This is a genomic window from Serratia sp. CMO1 (assembly GCF_015689115.1).
GTDB lineage: Bacteria > Pseudomonadota > Gammaproteobacteria > Enterobacterales > Enterobacteriaceae > Serratia > Serratia marcescens.
Map to the genome: position 1 here is coordinate 4461236 of NZ_CP065032.1, position 16060 is coordinate 4477295.

Consider the following 16060-nt stretch of genomic DNA (forward strand, 5'->3'; position numbering starts at 1 on the left):
GGCGGCGACTATAACAACAGCAATGTGAGGAAGGCATGATTAATCCAACCTTGTCCCGTGTCACACAGCGCATCATCGACCGTTCCCAGGCCAGCCGCGCCGCCTATCTGGCGCGTATCGAGGCGGCCCGCGCCCAAACCGTCCACCGCGCGCAGCTGGCCTGCGGCAACCTGGCCCACGGCTTCGCCGCCTGTCAGCCCGATGACAAGGCGTCGCTGAAAAACATGGTGCGCAGCGATATCGCCATCATCACCGCCTACAACGACATGCTGTCGGCCCACCAGCCGTATGAACACTACCCGCAGCGGCTGAAGCAGGCGCTGAAGGCGGTCGGCGCCGTGGGCCAGGTGGCCGGCGGCGTGCCGGCGATGTGCGACGGCGTGACGCAGGGGCAGGACGGCATGGAGCTGTCGTTGATGAGCCGCGACGTGATCGCCATGTCGGCCGCCGTCGGCCTGTCGCACAATATGTTCGACGGCGCGCTGTTCCTCGGCATCTGCGACAAGATCGTACCGGGGCTGGTGATGGCCGCCCTCTCCTTCGGCCACCTGCCCGCGCTGTTCGTGCCGGCCGGCCCGATGAGCAGCGGCCTGCCGAACAAGGAAAAGGTGCGCGTACGCCAGCTGTACGCCGAAGGCAAGGCTGACCGCCTGGCGCTGCTGGAGGCCGAGGCCGCCTCTTATCACGGCATCGGCACCTGCACCTTCTACGGCACCGCCAACACCAACCAGATGGTGATGGAAGTGATGGGCCTGCATCTGCCGGGCGCCTCCTTCGTCCATCCTGACACGCCGCTGCGCGACGCGCTGAACGACGCCGCCGCGCGCCAGGTGACCCGACTGACCGATACCGCCGGCAACTACCTGCCGATCGGCCGCCTGGTGGACGAGAAAGTGGTGGTGAACGGCATCGTCTCGCTGCTGGCCACCGGCGGCTCCACCAACCTGACCATGCATCTGGTGGCGATGGCGCGCGCGGCGGGCATCATCATCACCTGGGACGATTTCTCGGAGCTGTCGGAGGCGGTGCCGCTGCTGTGCCGCATCTACCCGAACGGCCCGGCCGACATCAACCAGTTCCAGGCCGCCGGCGGCGTGCCGCTGGTGGTGCGAGAGCTGCTGCAACACGGGCTGCTGCACGAAGACGTGCATACCGTGGCCGGTTTCGGCCTGCGCCGCTACACCCAGGAACCGTGGCTGGATAACGGCCAACTGGTGTGGCGCGAAGGCGTGGCCGGCTCGCTCGACGCCAGCGTGATCGCCAGCGTCACTCAGCCGTTTGAACATCACGGCGGCACCAAAGTGATGGCCGGCAACCTGGGCCGCGCGGTGATGAAAACCTCGGCGGTGCCCGCCGACAACCAGATCATCGAAGCGCCGGCGGTAGTGTTCGACAGCCAGCACGACATCGTGCCGGCGTTCGAAGCCGGCAAGCTGGATCGCGATTGTGTGGTGGTGGTGCGTTTCCAGGGGCCGCAGGCCAACGGCATGCCCGAGCTGCACAAGCTGATGCCGCCGCTGGGCGTGCTGATGGATCGCGGCTTCAAAGTGGCGCTGGTGACCGACGGCCGCCTGTCCGGCGCCTCCGGCAAGGTGCCTTCCGCCATCCACGTCACCCCGGAAGCCTATACCGGCGGCCTGCTGGCGAAAGTGCGCGACGGCGATCCGATCCGCGTCAACGGCCGCAGCGGCGAGCTGCAGGTGCTGGTCGACGCCGACGAACTGGCCCGGCGCACGCCATGCCAACCCGATCTGAGCGCGGAACACATCGGCTGCGGCCGCGAGCTGTTCGGCGCGCTGCGCAGCCAGCTGTCCGGCGCCGAACAGGGCGCCTGCTGCATCAAATTTTAATCGATAGCCTGGCCGCATCGCCGCCTGGCGGCGGCCACAGAGGAGAACGTCAGCATGAACAAGTGGACAACAAGCGCCGAGCAGATCCTGACGGCGGGGCCGGTGGTGCCGGTCATCGTGATCAACAAGCTGGAATATGCGGTGCCGCTGGCGAAAGCGCTGGTCGCCGGCGGCGTGCGGGTGCTGGAGGTGACGCTGCGCACCGCCTGCGCCATGGACGCCATTCGCGCCATCGCCCAAGAGGTGCCGGAAGCGATCATCGGTGCCGGTACGGTGATCAATCCGCAGCAGTTGCGGGAAGTGACCGAAGCCGGTGCGCAGTTCGCCATCAGCCCAGGCCTGACCGACGAGCTGCTTAAGGCCGCCACCGCCGGTTCCATTCCCTTGATCCCGGGCATCAGCACCGTTTCCGAACTGATGCAGGGCATGGATTACGGCCTGCGCGAGTTTAAATTCTTCCCGGCGGAAGCCAACGGCGGCGTAAAAGCGCTGCAGGCGATCGGCGGCCCGTTCCCGCAGGTGCGTTTCTGCCCGACCGGCGGCATCTCACCGGACAACTACCGCAGCTATCTGGCGCTGAAAAGCGTGCTGTGCATCGGCGGCTCCTGGCTGGTGCCGGCGGACGCGCTCGAAAGCGGCGACTACGCGCGCATTACCGAACTGGCGCGCGCCGCCGTCGCGGGCGCTCAGGCCTGATTTACATCGCAGCGGTGGCGGCCGGCAGCGCCGCCCCGCTGCGCTGGCTGAACCGCTGCTTCTTGCGATAAGCGAATACGTCTTCCACATGCCCTTCGCGGATGCGCTGCTGCAACCCGCGCCAATACTCCGCGGTAAACAGATCGCTGTGCAGCTCTTCAAACATCTGCCGAATGCGCCGATCGCCGCACAGAAAGTGGCGGAACTCTTCCGGGAACACGTCGTTGGGCGCGATGCTGTACCACGGCTCGCTGGCCAGTTCATCTTCCGGATAACGCGGCGGCGGGATATCGCGGAAGTTGACCTCGGTCATGTAGCAAATCTCGTCGTAGTCGTAGAACACTACCCGCCCGTGGCGCGTCACGCCAAAGTTCTTGAACAGCATGTCGCCGGGGAAGATATTGGCGGCGGCCAGCTGTTTGATGGCATTGCCGTACTCTTCAATCGCATCGCGCATCTGCTGGTCGTTGGCCTGCTCCAGATACAGATTCAGCGGGGTCATGCGCCGTTCCATATACAGATGTTTGATCACGATGCGATCGCCAAGATCTTCCAGCTTGCCCGGCACTTCGCGCCGCAGCTCCGCCAGCAGTTCCGGGCTGAGGCGCGCCTTGTCGACGACGAAATTCTCGTACTCCTGGGTATCCGCCATGCGCCCGACGCGATCGTGCTCTTTCACCAGCTGATAGCAAGCCATCACCTGCGCCTGCGTCACCTCTTTTTGCGGGGCGAATTCGTCTTTGATCACTTTAAACACCCGATCGAAGGACGGCAGGGTAAACACCAGCATCACCATGCCCTTAACCCCCGGCGCAATGATGAACTGCTCCTGCGAGTGCGCCATAAAAGTCAGGTATTCGCGGTAGCATTCGGTTTTGCCGTGCTTCTGGCAACCGATCGCCATGTACAGCTCGGCGGTGGTCTTGCCCGGCAGGATCTCGCGCAGCCACTCCACCATCGCCGCCGGCAGCGGCGCGTAGACCATAAAATAAGAGCGTGCGAAGCCGAAGACGATGCTGGCCTCGGCCTTACCGGTCAGGCAGGCGTCGATAAACAGCGCGCCCGACTCGCTGTGGTGGATCGGCAGCAAGAACGGATAAACGCCGTCGGCCAGGCGCAGCTTGCCGACCAGCCAGGCGGCCTTGTTGCGATAGAACAGCTCGTTGGCGATCTGGAAGGTCGCCCCCGTCAGTTGCTGTGGGCTGAAGGCGCGTTGCAGCGCCTGGGTGATATAGCGAATATCGCGCGTCAAATCCTCCCACGGCAACCGCAGCGGCAGATCGCTCAAGATGCTGCGCAGCATCGCCGGCAGATCGCCATTGGGGGTAAAATCGCGCGCCAGCGGACGCGGAATGTCGCGAAAGCGCCGTTCCGGCTGCGAACTGAACACGAACAGCTTGTCCGGCGTCAGATCGCGGTGCTTGAACAGCCGGCAATAGACCGAGTTAAAGAAGCTTTCGGCGATCTCGAAACGCGGGTAGTCCGGCAACAGGTCGATATAGACCGCTTTGACCCGGCTGGGGAAGTCGGCGTCGAAATATTTCTGCCCGGTGATGCATTTGAGCTGCTCCACCACCAGGCCGACGTGATGGTCGTACAGATGGATGCGCTTTTTCATCGCCTGCTGCACCGCCGGCCAGTCCGCCTGCTCGAAGCGCTGCTGCGCGCCGGCGGTCACTTCCAGAAAGCGGCCGTACTGCGCATCGAAGCCTTGCAGGATCGTCTGTGCGATCAACAACTCCAGTTTTGCCGCCATCCTTACCCCCCGCCAGAAAAAGAAGCCTGCGCATGCAGGCTCCGGTGAAACGTCTTCAAGCTTGCCGCATCAGAACTGCTGTTCTTCCGTCGAACCGGTCAGCGCGGTGACCGAAGAAGCGCCGCCCTGAATGATGGTGGTGACTTTGTCGAAGTAGCCGGTGCCCACCTCTTGCTGGTGCGACGCGAAGGTGTAACCGCGATCCACCGCGGCGAACTCCGCCTGCTGCACCTTCTCGACGTAGTGTTTCATCCCTTCGCCCTGCGCATAGGCGTGCGCCAGGTCGAACATGTTGAACCACATGCTGTGGATCCCCGCCAGCGTGATGAACTGATACTTGTAGCCCATGTCCGACAGCGCCTGCTGGAAGCGGGCGATGGTCTGGTCGTCGAGGTTTTTCTTCCAGTTGAACGACGGCGAGCAGTTGTAGGCCAGCAGCTTGCCCGGGTATTTGGCGTGAATGGCGTCGGCGAAGCGCTGAGCGGCATCCAGATCCGGCGTTGAGGTTTCGCACCACACCATATCGGCGTAAGGGGCATAAGCCAGGCCGCGGCTGATCGCCTGTTCGACGCCGGCATGGGTGCGGAAGAAGCCTTCCGCCGTGCGCTCGCCGGTAACGAAGGCGCTGTCATACGGATCGCAATCGGACGTCAGCAGGTCGGCCGCATCGGCGTCGGTACGGGCGATCACCAGCGTCGGCACACCGAGCACGTCGGCCGCCAGCCGAGCGGCGACCAGCTTCTGGATCGCTTCCTGCGTCGGCACCAGCACTTTGCCGCCCATATGACCGCATTTCTTCACCGCCGCCAACTGGTCTTCGAAGTGCACCCCGGCGGCGCCGGCGGTGATCATCGCTTTCATCAGCTCAAAGGCGTTCAGCACGCCGCCGAAGCCGGCTTCCGCATCGGCGACGATCGGCAGGAAGTAATCGGTGTAGCCTTTGCTGCCCGGCTCAATCTGGTTCGCCCATTGGATCTGATCGGCGCGGCGGAAGGTGTTGTTGATGCGCTCGACCACCTTCGGCACCGAGTCCACCGGATACAGCGACTGGTCAGGGTACATGGCCGCCGCGCTGTTGGCGTCAGCCGCCACCTGCCAGCCGGACAGGTAGATAGCCTCGACGCCGGCTTTGGCCTGCTGCAGCGCCTGGCCGCCGGTGAGCGCGCCAAGGCAGTTCACGTAGCCTTTGCGCGCCTTGCCGTTCAGCAAGGCCCACAGTTTGGCGGCGCCGTTTTGCGCCAGGGTGCATTCCGGGTTGACCGAACCGCGCAGATTGATCACGTCTTCGGCGCTGTAAGGGCGGGTGATGCCTTCCCAACGGGCCGATTTCCATTCCTGTTCCAGCTGCTGGATCTGTTGAGAGCGAGAGGTAGACATAATTTTTATCCTTTCAGTCATGTAGGGTTGATTGGGAAAGTTCAGGCCAGCAGCGCATAGCCGGGCAACGTCAGGAAATCGATTAATTCATCTTGCGTGGTGATGCGCTCCATCAGGCGCGCCGCCTCTTCGAACCGGCCGGCGTTAAAGCGCGCTTCCCCTACTTCTTCACGCACCACCAACATCTCTTCTTGCAACATCTGGCGGAACAGCGCCTTGGTGACCGGGCGCCCGTCGTTCAGGCTCTTCTCATGGTGGATCCACTGCCAGATAGAGGTACGGGAGATCTCCGCCGTCGCGGCATCTTCCATCAACCCATAGATAGGCACGCAGCCGTTGCCGGAGATCCAGGCTTCGATGTACTGCACCGCCACGCGGATATTGGCGCGCATCCCCGCTTCGGTGCGTTCGCCGTCGCACGGTTCCAGCAGCTGCGCGGCGCTGATTGGCGCATCCTGCTCACGCATCACGTCCAGCTGGTTCTGGCGATCGCCCAATGCGTTGCCGAACACCTCCATCACCGTGTCCGCCAGCCCCGGATGCGCCACCCAGGTGCCGTCGTGGCCATTGTTGGCTTCCAGCTCTTTGTCCGCCCGCACCTTGTTCAGCACCCAGGCATTTTTCTCAGCGTCTTTGCTCGGGATAAACGCCGCCATGCCGCCCATAGCGAAGGCGCCGCGCTTATGACAGGTTTTGATCAACAGGCGTGAATAGGCGCTGAGGAAAGGTTTCTCCATGGTCACCGACTGACGATCCGGCAGCACGCGATCGCCGTGATTCTTCAGCGTTTTGATGTAGCTGAAGATGTAATCCCAACGGCCGCAGTTCAGGCCGACGATGTGATCACGCAGGTGATAGAGGATCTCGTCCATCTGGAACACCGCCGGCAGGGTTTCGATCAACACGGTCGCCTTGATGGTGCCGCGCGGCAGATCGAATCGATCCTCGGTAAAGCTGAAGACATCGCTCCACCAGGCCGCTTCTTCCCAGGACTGGGTTTTCGGCAGGTAGAAATACGGGCCGCTGCCCTTGGCCAACAGCTGGCGATAGTTGTGATAAAAATACAGCGCGAAATCGAACAGGCCGCCGGGAATGGCTTCATCACGCCACAGCACGTGTTTTTCCGGCAAATGCAGGCCGCGCACGCGAGCGATCAACACAGCCGGATTCGGTTTCAGCTGGTAGATCTTGCCGGCTTCATTGGTGTAGGAGATGGTGCCGTTAACCGCATCGTGCAGGTTGATTTGACCGTCGATGACTTTATCCCAGCTTGGCGCCAGGGAGTCTTCGAAGTCCGCCATAAACACTTTTACGTTGGCGTTAAGCGCATTGATCACCATCTTGCGTTCTACCGGCCCGGTGATCTCGACCCGGCGATCGCGCAGGTCTTGCGGAATGCCGCGGATCTGCCAGTCGCCTTCACGAATGGAATTTGTTTCCGAAATAAACCCAGGCAGCTCGCCGCGATCGATATTTTGCTGCCAGCGGGCACGCGCCGCCAGCAGCTCATTGCGCCGCGGCGTGAATTTCCCCACCAGTTCCGCCAGGAATTCAACCGCTTCATCCGTTAATACCTGGCGCTCCGCAGCGGCGAAACCCTGGGTAAACCTTAACTCCGTGCCTGCTATCTGTTGCGTCATGACCTTGCTCCTTCCCATCATTGCGCCCGAGCGATCGGCGCATTTTCATCAGAAATCACTGTGGATCAGGGCGGATGAAACGATCCTAAACTGGTCAGATCTCATCCCGATAGCTCTAAGAATACTCAACAAAAAATAAAAATCAAAAACCATTTCCATTTTATTATTAAATATTTTATTAACACTTTATTATCAATTGGTTAGAACAAATAACATAACTAATGGGTAAGGAAATCGGTTCCAATAGAATCGCAAAGACAGGCTAACGCGCTGTTGGCCAATGGTTTTTTGGAAAAAGTGGCGGGTAAAAAGAGGATCGTACAGAGGATCAACAGCGCGGCGGCCTCGATTCAGCCGCCGGCAGGCAGGAAAGATCAGTCGAGAGTCGGATTCATATGGCGCAGATCGTAAGGCGTGATCTGGTACACGTAATAGTTGAGCCAATTGGAGAACAACAGGTGGCCATGGCTGCGCCAGGTGGCTTTCGGTGTCAGTGCGGGGTTGTCATCGGGGAAGTAGTTGAGCGGTACGGCAGGATCGAGGCCAGCTTCGTTGTCGCGACAATACTCCCCGGCCAGGGTCAGGGCATCATACTCAGGATGGCCGGTGACAAATGCCAGGCGCTTATCCCTGCTGGCGAACAGGTAGGCGCCGGCCTGCTCGGATTCGGCCAGAATATCCAGGTCGGTATATTGGCGAATCACCTCGGTCGGGAAATCGGCATAGCGTGAATGCGGCGCCAGGAAGCTTTCGTCGAAGCCGCGCGTCAGCAACGCATGCTGCTGCAGCGTTTGGTGCGGATAAACGCCGGAGAGCTTCACTTCGCGCGTCATCTTGGGAATGCCGTACAGGATATTCAACGCCGCTTGTACCGCCCAGCACACGAACAGCGTAGAGGTGACATGGTTTTTGGCCCAGTCAATGACCCGTTCGATCTGCGGCCAGTAGGCAACATCGCAGAAATCAACCAGCCCCAGCGGCGCGCCGGTGACAATCAGGCCATCGAAGTTCTCATTCTGGATATCCTCGAAGTCGCAGTAGAAGTTGTTCAGATGCTCGGCCGGCGTGTTCTTCGATTCGCGGCTGTCGATGCGCAGCAGCTGGATATCAATCTGCAGCGGCGAGTTGGACAACAGACGCAGAAACTGGTTTTCCGTTTCGATCTTCTTTGGCATCAGGTTGAGGATCAGCACTTTCAGTGGCCTGATTTCCTGTGTTTTTGCCCGCGAGGATGTCATCACGAAGACATTCTCACCGCGCAAGAAATTGACCGCAGGTAACTCATCAGGAACACGAATCGGCATTGCTTAACCCTCACATATCCATTTATACGTTTAGACTTCTAGATGCCCGAAGATAGCGTTTTTTTCCGTCGCTGTCGAGCATTCAGCGGAAAGGTGAAAATGTTTCATTGCACGAGGATCGCCAGGATATCGGCGCGGGAGATGAGAAGCCCTAAAAGCAAAAAGGCCATCCTTTCGGATGGCCTCTTGGCTTATTTGATGCTTGGCAGTGTCCTACTCTCGCATGGGGAGACCCCACACTACCATCGGCGCTACGGCGTTTCACTTCTGAGTTCGGCATGGGGTCAGGTGGGACCACCGCGCTATTGCCGCCAAGCAAATTCTTTTTTCTGCCGAACTTCTAAACCCACTTTAAATAAAGTGGTGCTGATACCCAGAGTCGAACTGGGGACCTCACCCTTACCAAGGGTGCGCTCTACCAACTGAGCCATATCAGCACGCTTAATTTGATGCCTGGCAGTGTCCTACTCTCGCATGGGGAGACCCCACACTACCATCGGCGCTACGGCGTTTCACTTCTGAGTTCGGCATGGGGTCAGGTGGGACCACCGCGCTATTGCCGCCAGGCAAATTCGTTTTATTCCAACCGCTTCACTCTCGTGTCGCCATCAGAACCAATCTCGGAACTTCGCTGAAAATCTCTCTAAAAACACCTTCGGTGTTGTAAGGTTAAGCCTCACGGATCATTAGTACTGGTTAGCTCAATGCATCGCTGCACTTACACACCCAGCCTATCAACGTCTTAGTCTTAAACGTTCCTTCAGGGGCCTTGAAGGCCCAGGGAAGACTCATCTTGAGGCAAGTTTCGCGCTTAGATGCTTTCAGCGCTTATCTTTTCCGCACTTAGCTACCGGGCAATGCCATTGGCATGACAACCCGAACACCAGTGGTGCGTTCACTCCGGTCCTCTCGTACTAGGAGCAACCCCTCTCAATCTTCCAACGCCCACGGCAGATAGGGACCGAACTGTCTCACGACGTTCTAAACCCAGCTCGCGTACCACTTTAAATGGCGAACAGCCATACCCTTGGGACCTACTTCAGCCCCAGGATGTGATGAGCCGACATCGAGGTGCCAAACACCGCCGTCGATATGAACTCTTGGGCGGTATCAGCCTGTTATCCCCGGAGTACCTTTTATCCGTTGAGCGATGGCCCTTCCATTCAGAACCACCGGATCACTAAGACCTACTTTCGTACCTGCTCGAGCCGTCACTCTCGCAGTCAAGCTAGCTTATGCCTTTGCACTAACCTCACGATGTCCGACCGTGATTAGCTAACCTTCGTGCTCCTCCGTTACTCTTTGGGAGGAGACCGCCCCAGTCAAACTACCCACCAGACACTGTCCTCACCCCAGATTATGGGGCCGAGTTAGAACATCAAACATTAAAGGGTGGTATTTCAAGGATGGCTCCACGCAGACTGGCGTCCACGCTTCAAAGCCTCCCACCTATCCTACACATCAAGGCTCAATGTTCAGTGTCAAGCTATAGTAAAGGTTCACGGGGTCTTTCCGTCTTGCCGCGGGTACACTGCATCTTCACAGCGAGTTCAATTTCACTGAGTCTCGGGTGGAGACAGCCTGGCCATCATTACGCCATTCGTGCAGGTCGGAACTTACCCGACAAGGAATTTCGCTACCTTAGGACCGTTATAGTTACGGCCGCCGTTTACTGGGGCTTCGATCAAGAGCTTCGCCTTGCGGCTGACCCCATCAATTAACCTTCCAGCACCGGGCAGGCGTCACACCGTATACGTCCACTTTCGTGTTTGCACAGTGCTGTGTTTTTATTAAACAGTTGCAGCCAGCTGGTATCTTCGACTGGCTTCAGCTCCATCCGCGAGGGACTTCACCTACATGCCAGCGTGCCTTCTCCCGAAGTTACGGCACCATTTTGCCTAGTTCCTTCACCCGAGTTCTCTCAAGCGCCTTGGTATTCTATACCTGACCACCTGTGTCGGTTTGGGGTACGATTTAATGTTACCTGGAGCTTAGAGGATTTTCCTGGAAGCAGGGCATCAACTACTTCTGCACCGTAGTGCATCGTCATCACGCCTCAGGGTTAGTATGCAACCGGATTTACCAGGTCACACCCCCTACACGCTTAAACCGGGACAACCGTCGCCCGGCTAGCCTAGCCTTCTCCGTCCCCCCTTCGCAGTAACACCAAGTACAGGAATATTAACCTGTTTCCCATCGACTACGCTTTTCAGCCTCGCCTTAGGGGTCGACTCACCCTGCCCCGATTAACGTTGGACAGGAACCCTTGGTCTTCCGGCGAGCGGGCTTTTCACCCGCTTTATCGTTACTTATGTCAGCATTCGCACTTCTGATACCTCCAGCAACCCTCACAGGCCACCTTCACCGGCTTACAGAACGCTCCCCTACCCAACAACGCCTAAGCGTCGCTGCCGCAGCTTCGGTGCATGGTTTAGCCCCGTTACATCTTCCGCGCAGGCCGACTCGACCAGTGAGCTATTACGCTTTCTTTAAATGATGGCTGCTTCTAAGCCAACATCCTGGCTGTCTATGCCTTCCCACATCGTTTCCCACTTAACCATGACTTTGGGACCTTAGCTGGCGGTCTGGGTTGTTTCCCTCTTCACGACGGACGTTAGCACCCGCCGTGTGTCTCCCGTGATAACATTCTTCGGTATTCGGAGTTTGCATCGGTTTGGTAAGCCGGGATGGCCCCCTAGCCGAAACAGTGCTCTACCCCCGAAGATGAGTTCACGAGGCGCTACCTAAATAGCTTTCGGGGAGAACCAGCTATCTCCCGGTTTGATTGGCCTTTCACCCCCAGCCACAAGTCATCCGCTAATTTTTCAACATTAGTCGGTTCGGTCCTCCAGTTAGTGTTACCCAACCTTCAACCTGCCCATGGCTAGATCACCGGGTTTCGGGTCTATACCTTGCAACTATTCGCCCAGTTAAGACTCGGTTTCCCTACGGCTCCCCTATACGGTTAACCTTGCTACAAAATATAAGTCGCTGACCCATTATACAAAAGGTACGCAGTCACACCACGAAGGTGCTCCCACTGCTTGTACGTACACGGTTTCAGGTTCTATTTCACTCCCCTCGCCGGGGTTCTTTTCGCCTTTCCCTCACGGTACTGGTTCACTATCGGTCAGTCAGGAGTATTTAGCCTTGGAGGATGGTCCCCCCATATTCAGACAGGATGTCACGTGTCCCGCCCTACTCATCGAACTCACGACCTGTGCATTTTAGTGTACGGGGCTATCACCCTTTGCTGCGCGACTTTCCAGACGCTTCCACTAACACACAAGCCGATTCAGGTTCTGGGCTCCTCCCCGTTCGCTCGCCGCTACTGGGGGAATCTCGGTTGATTTCTTTTCCTCGGGGTACTTAGATGTTTCAGTTCCCCCGGTTCGCCTCATGCCACTATGTATTCATGACATGATAGTGTGTCGAAACACACTGGGTTTCCCCATTCGGGTATCGCCGGTTATAACGGTTCATATCACCTTACCGACGCTTTTCGCAGATTAGCACGCCCTTCATCGCCTCTGACTGCCTAGGCATCCACCGTGTACGCTTAGTCACTTAACCTCACAACCCGAAGATGTTTCCATCGTTCGTGCTGCAAACATTTGAGAGACTCTATGACAGGTTACTCTTCATCCCGGTACTTCTACGGAGGGATAAATTTCAGCCGTCATGTTTCAATTTTCAGCTTGTTCCAGATTGTTAAAGAGCAATATCTTAAACATGACTCGGAAGTCATCTTTAAGATATGGTGTATCGTCAGATACTTGAGACCGCCGCTTTCACCGGGTGGGTCGGAAGCTTGGCGTCCCCTAGGGGATTCGAACCCCTGTTACCGCCGTGAAAGGGCGGTGTCCTAGGCCTCTAGACGAAGGGGACACGACACCGTACTTTTATGACGCTTTTGCTCGTTACTTTTTCATCAGACAATCTGTGTGAGCACGCCACTCGAACTAATATCTTTAGGTAAGGAGGTGATCCAACCGCAGGTTCCCCTACGGTTACCTTGTTACGACTTCACCCCAGTCATGAATCACAAAGTGGTAAGCGCCCTCCCGAAGGTTAAGCTACCTACTTCTTTTGCAACCCACTCCCATGGTGTGACGGGCGGTGTGTACAAGGCCCGGGAACGTATTCACCGTAGCATTCTGATCTACGATTACTAGCGATTCCGACTTCATGGAGTCGAGTTGCAGACTCCAATCCGGACTACGACGTACTTTATGAGGTCCGCTTGCTCTCGCGAGGTCGCTTCTCTTTGTATACGCCATTGTAGCACGTGTGTAGCCCTACTCGTAAGGGCCATGATGACTTGACGTCATCCCCACCTTCCTCCAGTTTATCACTGGCAGTCTCCTTTGAGTTCCCGGCCGAACCGCTGGCAACAAAGGATAAGGGTTGCGCTCGTTGCGGGACTTAACCCAACATTTCACAACACGAGCTGACGACAGCCATGCAGCACCTGTCTCAGAGTTCCCGAAGGCACCAAAGCATCTCTGCTAAGTTCTCTGGATGTCAAGAGTAGGTAAGGTTCTTCGCGTTGCATCGAATTAAACCACATGCTCCACCGCTTGTGCGGGCCCCCGTCAATTCATTTGAGTTTTAACCTTGCGGCCGTACTCCCCAGGCGGTCGATTTAACGCGTTAGCTCCGGAAGCCACGCCTCAAGGGCACAACCTCCAAATCGACATCGTTTACAGCGTGGACTACCAGGGTATCTAATCCTGTTTGCTCCCCACGCTTTCGCACCTGAGCGTCAGTCTTCGTCCAGGGGGCCGCCTTCGCCACCGGTATTCCTCCAGATCTCTACGCATTTCACCGCTACACCTGGAATTCTACCCCCCTCTACGAGACTCTAGCTTGCCAGTTTCAAATGCAGTTCCCAGGTTGAGCCCGGGGATTTCACATCTGACTTAACAAACCGCCTGCGTGCGCTTTACGCCCAGTAATTCCGATTAACGCTTGCACCCTCCGTATTACCGCGGCTGCTGGCACGGAGTTAGCCGGTGCTTCTTCTGCGAGTAACGTCAATTGATGAACGTATTAAGCTCACCACCTTCCTCCTCGCTGAAAGTGCTTTACAACCCGAAGGCCTTCTTCACACACGCGGCATGGCTGCATCAGGCTTGCGCCCATTGTGCAATATTCCCCACTGCTGCCTCCCGTAGGAGTCTGGACCGTGTCTCAGTTCCAGTGTGGCTGGTCATCCTCTCAGACCAGCTAGGGATCGTCGCCTAGGTGAGCCATTACCCCACCTACTAGCTAATCCCATCTGGGCACATCTGATGGCAAGAGGCCCGAAGGTCCCCCTCTTTGGTCTTGCGACGTTATGCGGTATTAGCTACCGTTTCCAGTAGTTATCCCCCTCCATCAGGCAGTTTCCCAGACATTACTCACCCGTCCGCCGCTCGTCACCCGGGGAGCAAGCTCCCCTGTTCTACCGCTCGACTTGCATGTGTTAAGCCTGCCGCCAGCGTTCAATCTGAGCCATGATCAAACTCTTCAATTAAAAGCTTGATTTGCTTCCACTCGAGAAGCGATGCTCAAAGATTTACTGCATGAATTTTACTTCAGTTAGTCACTCTTCAAGACTTGATATTTTTTTGCATCCGAAGATGCTGGATATCGTCTTGTGGAGTGCCCACACAGATTGTCTGATAAATTGTTAAAGAGCAGTGAGTTAGGCGCTTTCGCTTGCTAACTCGAGGTGGCGTATATTACGCTTTCCTCTTTCAGAGTCAACCCTAATTTTCAGGATTTTTTCTCTTTCTTCCCGGCCGCTGTGTGAAGTGAATCACTTGCGCCGTGTCGATGGAGGCGCATTATAGGGATCCGAGTTTTTTGCACAACCCCTTTTTTGATCTTTTCTTTCCGTTTGCACACTTTTCAGCCCTTCCGGGTGGATCTTGTGCGATCAGGGCCATTTTCCGCAGGATCCGGCGCGGCGACTGGTTGTAATTCCATCGCCAGGGTCTAGTATTGCCGGTAAATATGATCCCGACGTGAGGCAAGCACCATGTCCGATGCAGTACGTTCTTATCTTCAATACACACCCAAACTCGGTCAACGCGTCTTGATCGATCCTTCCAGCGTGGTGATCGGCGACGTCGATCTGGCGGATGACGTCAGCATCTGGCCGTTGGTCGCCATTCGCGGTGACGTCAATGCGGTAAAGATCGGTGCGCGCAGCAATATTCAGGACGGCAGCGTGCTGCATGTAACTCATCGCTCCGAACATAACCCCGACGGTTATCCCCTGCTTATTGGAGAAGACGTGACCGTTGGCCATAAAGCGATGCTGCACGGCTGCGCCATCGGCAACCGGGTGCTGGTCGGTATGGGATCGATCCTGTTGGACGGCGTAGTCGTAGAAGACGATGTGATGATTGGCGCCGGCAGTTTGGTAGCGCCGGGCAAACGCCTGGCCAGCGGCTATCTTTATATGGGTAGCCCGGCACGCCAGGTTCGGCCTTTGACCGCCGCCGAGTTGGAGGGATTGCTTTATTCTTCTAACAACTATGTACGCTGGAAAGATGAATACCTGTCGGAAGACATCTGACGGGCTCCCCGTTCCCTATAAAGAGAACGGGGTAGGGGATTTATGCCGCCAGTTCGCTGCGCAGCTGGCGTAATACCGGTTCGATCTCTGGCATCACTCCGTGCCAAAGCAGGAAAGCATGCGCCGCCTGCCCCACCAACATGCCCAGCCCATCGGCATATTCCGTTGCCCCTTGCTGCTGCGCCCAGGCTAGGAACGGCGTGACGCCCTGCTGATAGAACATGTCATAGCAACGGGTTTGCGCGTTGACTACGCCCGTAGGCAACGCCGGGATCTCTCCACTGATGCCGGATGCCGTCGCATTGATCACCAGATCAAAAGCTTGTTGACCCAATTGATCCATCGGCACCGCCGAGATCTCCCCCAGATGCCGGAAAGCGTCGCCCAACTCTTGGGCCCGGCTGAAGGTGCGGTTGGTGATCGTGAGCCGGCAGCCGAAAGACAGCAGCGGCAGGATCACGCCGCGCGCCGCGCCGCCGGCGCCCACCAGCAGAATGCGATCCTGCGGCCGGATCAATTGCTGACGCTGCAGATCGGTCAGCAAACCGATGCCGTCGGTGTTATCCCCCAATAGGCCACCATTCGGCAACACCTTCAGGGTATTGACCGCCCCGGCCATCGCTGCACGCTCGCTCAGCTCAGAAGCAGCCGAATAAGCTCGCTCCTTGAAAGGCACCGTGACGTTCGCCCCCTGCCCTCCGGCGCGGATAAATTCCTGCAGGCTGATTTCAAAACCGTCCAGCGGCGCCAGCACTGTTCCATAAGGATGCTCTATGTCAGTCTGGGCTGCGAACAGCGCATGAATTCGCGGCGACTTGCTGTGGCCGATAGGGTTGCCAAATACCGCAAACTTCTCCATGCCCATTTCC

8 protein-coding genes, 2 tRNA genes and 4 rRNA genes are annotated in these 16060 nt (G+C 57.6%); 3 read left to right on the forward strand and 11 right to left on the reverse strand.

Translation table 11 applies throughout. The annotated features are described in order from the left end of the window. The first annotated feature begins 35 nt into the window (after positions 1–35). A complete protein-coding gene (gene edd, locus IT763_RS21200; RefSeq protein WP_033639249.1) occupies positions 36–1850 on the forward strand; it encodes a phosphogluconate dehydratase in 1815 nt (604 codons plus the stop codon). Positions 1851–1904: 54 nt separating this feature from the next. Continuing rightward, entirely contained in the window at positions 1905–2546 is a 642-nt protein-coding gene (locus IT763_RS21205; RefSeq protein WP_016930304.1) for a bifunctional 4-hydroxy-2-oxoglutarate aldolase/2-dehydro-3-deoxy-phosphogluconate aldolase, read from the forward strand. 1 nt (position 2547) lies between these two features. Here the strand turns inward: IT763_RS21205 and aceK are convergent, their stop codons facing one another. The 10 genes from aceK to IT763_RS21255 form a co-directional block, all read right to left on the reverse strand. Further along, entirely contained in the window at positions 2548–4302 is a 1755-nt protein-coding gene (aceK, locus tag IT763_RS21210; protein ID WP_049299936.1) for a bifunctional isocitrate dehydrogenase kinase/phosphatase, read from the reverse strand. 69 nt (positions 4303–4371) lie between these two features. Next, positions 4372–5679, reverse strand: coding sequence for an isocitrate lyase (gene aceA / locus IT763_RS21215; protein WP_004936630.1), 1308 nt, complete (start codon positions 5677–5679; stop codon positions 4372–4374). A 41-nt stretch (positions 5680–5720) separates the two neighbouring features. Continuing rightward, positions 5721–7319, reverse strand: a complete 1599-nt coding sequence (gene aceB, locus IT763_RS21220) for a malate synthase A (protein WP_016930307.1) — start codon at positions 7317–7319, stop codon at positions 5721–5723. Positions 7320–7693: 374 nt separating this feature from the next. Beyond that, complete coding sequence (gene metA / locus IT763_RS21225) at positions 7694–8623, reverse strand: homoserine O-succinyltransferase (RefSeq protein ID WP_004936623.1); 930 nt, start codon at positions 8621–8623, stop codon at positions 7694–7696. A gap of 200 nt (positions 8624–8823) precedes the next feature. Beyond that, positions 8824–8939 (reverse strand): 5S ribosomal RNA (gene rrf / locus IT763_RS21230). A 45-nt stretch (positions 8940–8984) separates the two neighbouring features. Beyond that, positions 8985–9060: transfer RNA gene (locus IT763_RS21235), tRNA-Thr, on the reverse strand. A 14-nt stretch (positions 9061–9074) separates the two neighbouring features. After that, positions 9075–9190: ribosomal RNA gene (gene rrf, locus IT763_RS21240) — 5S ribosomal RNA — on the reverse strand. Positions 9191–9288: 98 nt separating this feature from the next. Beyond that, positions 9289–12196: ribosomal RNA gene (locus tag IT763_RS21245) — 23S ribosomal RNA — on the reverse strand. Between the two features lie 239 nt (positions 12197–12435). Further along, positions 12436–12511 (reverse strand) — tRNA-Glu (locus IT763_RS21250). 88 nt (positions 12512–12599) lie between these two features. Continuing rightward, positions 12600–14141, reverse strand: a 16S ribosomal RNA gene (locus tag IT763_RS21255). Together the 16S, 23S and 5S rRNA genes with 2 tRNA genes alongside form the textbook arrangement of a ribosomal RNA operon. Positions 14142–14648: 507 nt before the next feature. Here IT763_RS21255 and IT763_RS21260 point away from each other — a divergent pair. Then, positions 14649–15191 (forward strand): gamma carbonic anhydrase family protein, encoded by a 543-nt coding sequence (locus tag IT763_RS21260; protein ID WP_004929699.1) that lies wholly within the window; start codon positions 14649–14651, stop codon positions 15189–15191. Between the two features lie 40 nt (positions 15192–15231). Here IT763_RS21260 and aroE read toward each other — a convergent pair whose 3' ends face one another. After that, on the reverse strand, positions 15232–16050 hold the full coding sequence (gene aroE / locus IT763_RS21265) for a shikimate dehydrogenase (protein WP_049299065.1): 819 nt from the start codon (positions 16048–16050) through the stop codon (positions 15232–15234). Positions 16051–16060: the final 10 nt, after the last annotated feature.

Excerpts from the sequence above, each read along its gene's own strand:
- edd (WP_033639249.1), top strand. The coding sequence starts at position 36 with ATGATTAATCCAACCTTGTCCCGTGTCACACAGCGCATCATCGACCGT.
- IT763_RS21205 (WP_016930304.1), top strand. The coding sequence starts at position 1,905 with ATGAACAAGTGGACAACAAGCGCCGAGCAGATCCTGACGGCGGGGCCG.
- IT763_RS21260 (WP_004929699.1), top strand. The coding sequence starts at position 14,649 with ATGTCCGATGCAGTACGTTCTTATCTTCAATACACACCCAAACTCGGT.
- aceB (WP_016930307.1), bottom strand. The coding sequence starts at position 7,319 with ATGACGCAACAGATAGCAGGCACGGAGTTAAGGTTTACCCAGGGTTTC.
- metA (WP_004936623.1), bottom strand. The coding sequence starts at position 8,623 with ATGCCGATTCGTGTTCCTGATGAGTTACCTGCGGTCAATTTCTTGCGC.
- aroE (WP_049299065.1), bottom strand. The coding sequence starts at position 16,050 with ATGGAGAAGTTTGCGGTATTTGGCAACCCTATCGGCCACAGCAAGTCG.
- aceA (WP_004936630.1), bottom strand. The coding sequence starts at position 5,679 with ATGTCTACCTCTCGCTCTCAACAGATCCAGCAGCTGGAACAGGAATGG.
- aceK (WP_049299936.1), bottom strand. The coding sequence starts at position 4,302 with ATGGCGGCAAAACTGGAGTTGTTGATCGCACAGACGATCCTGCAAGGC.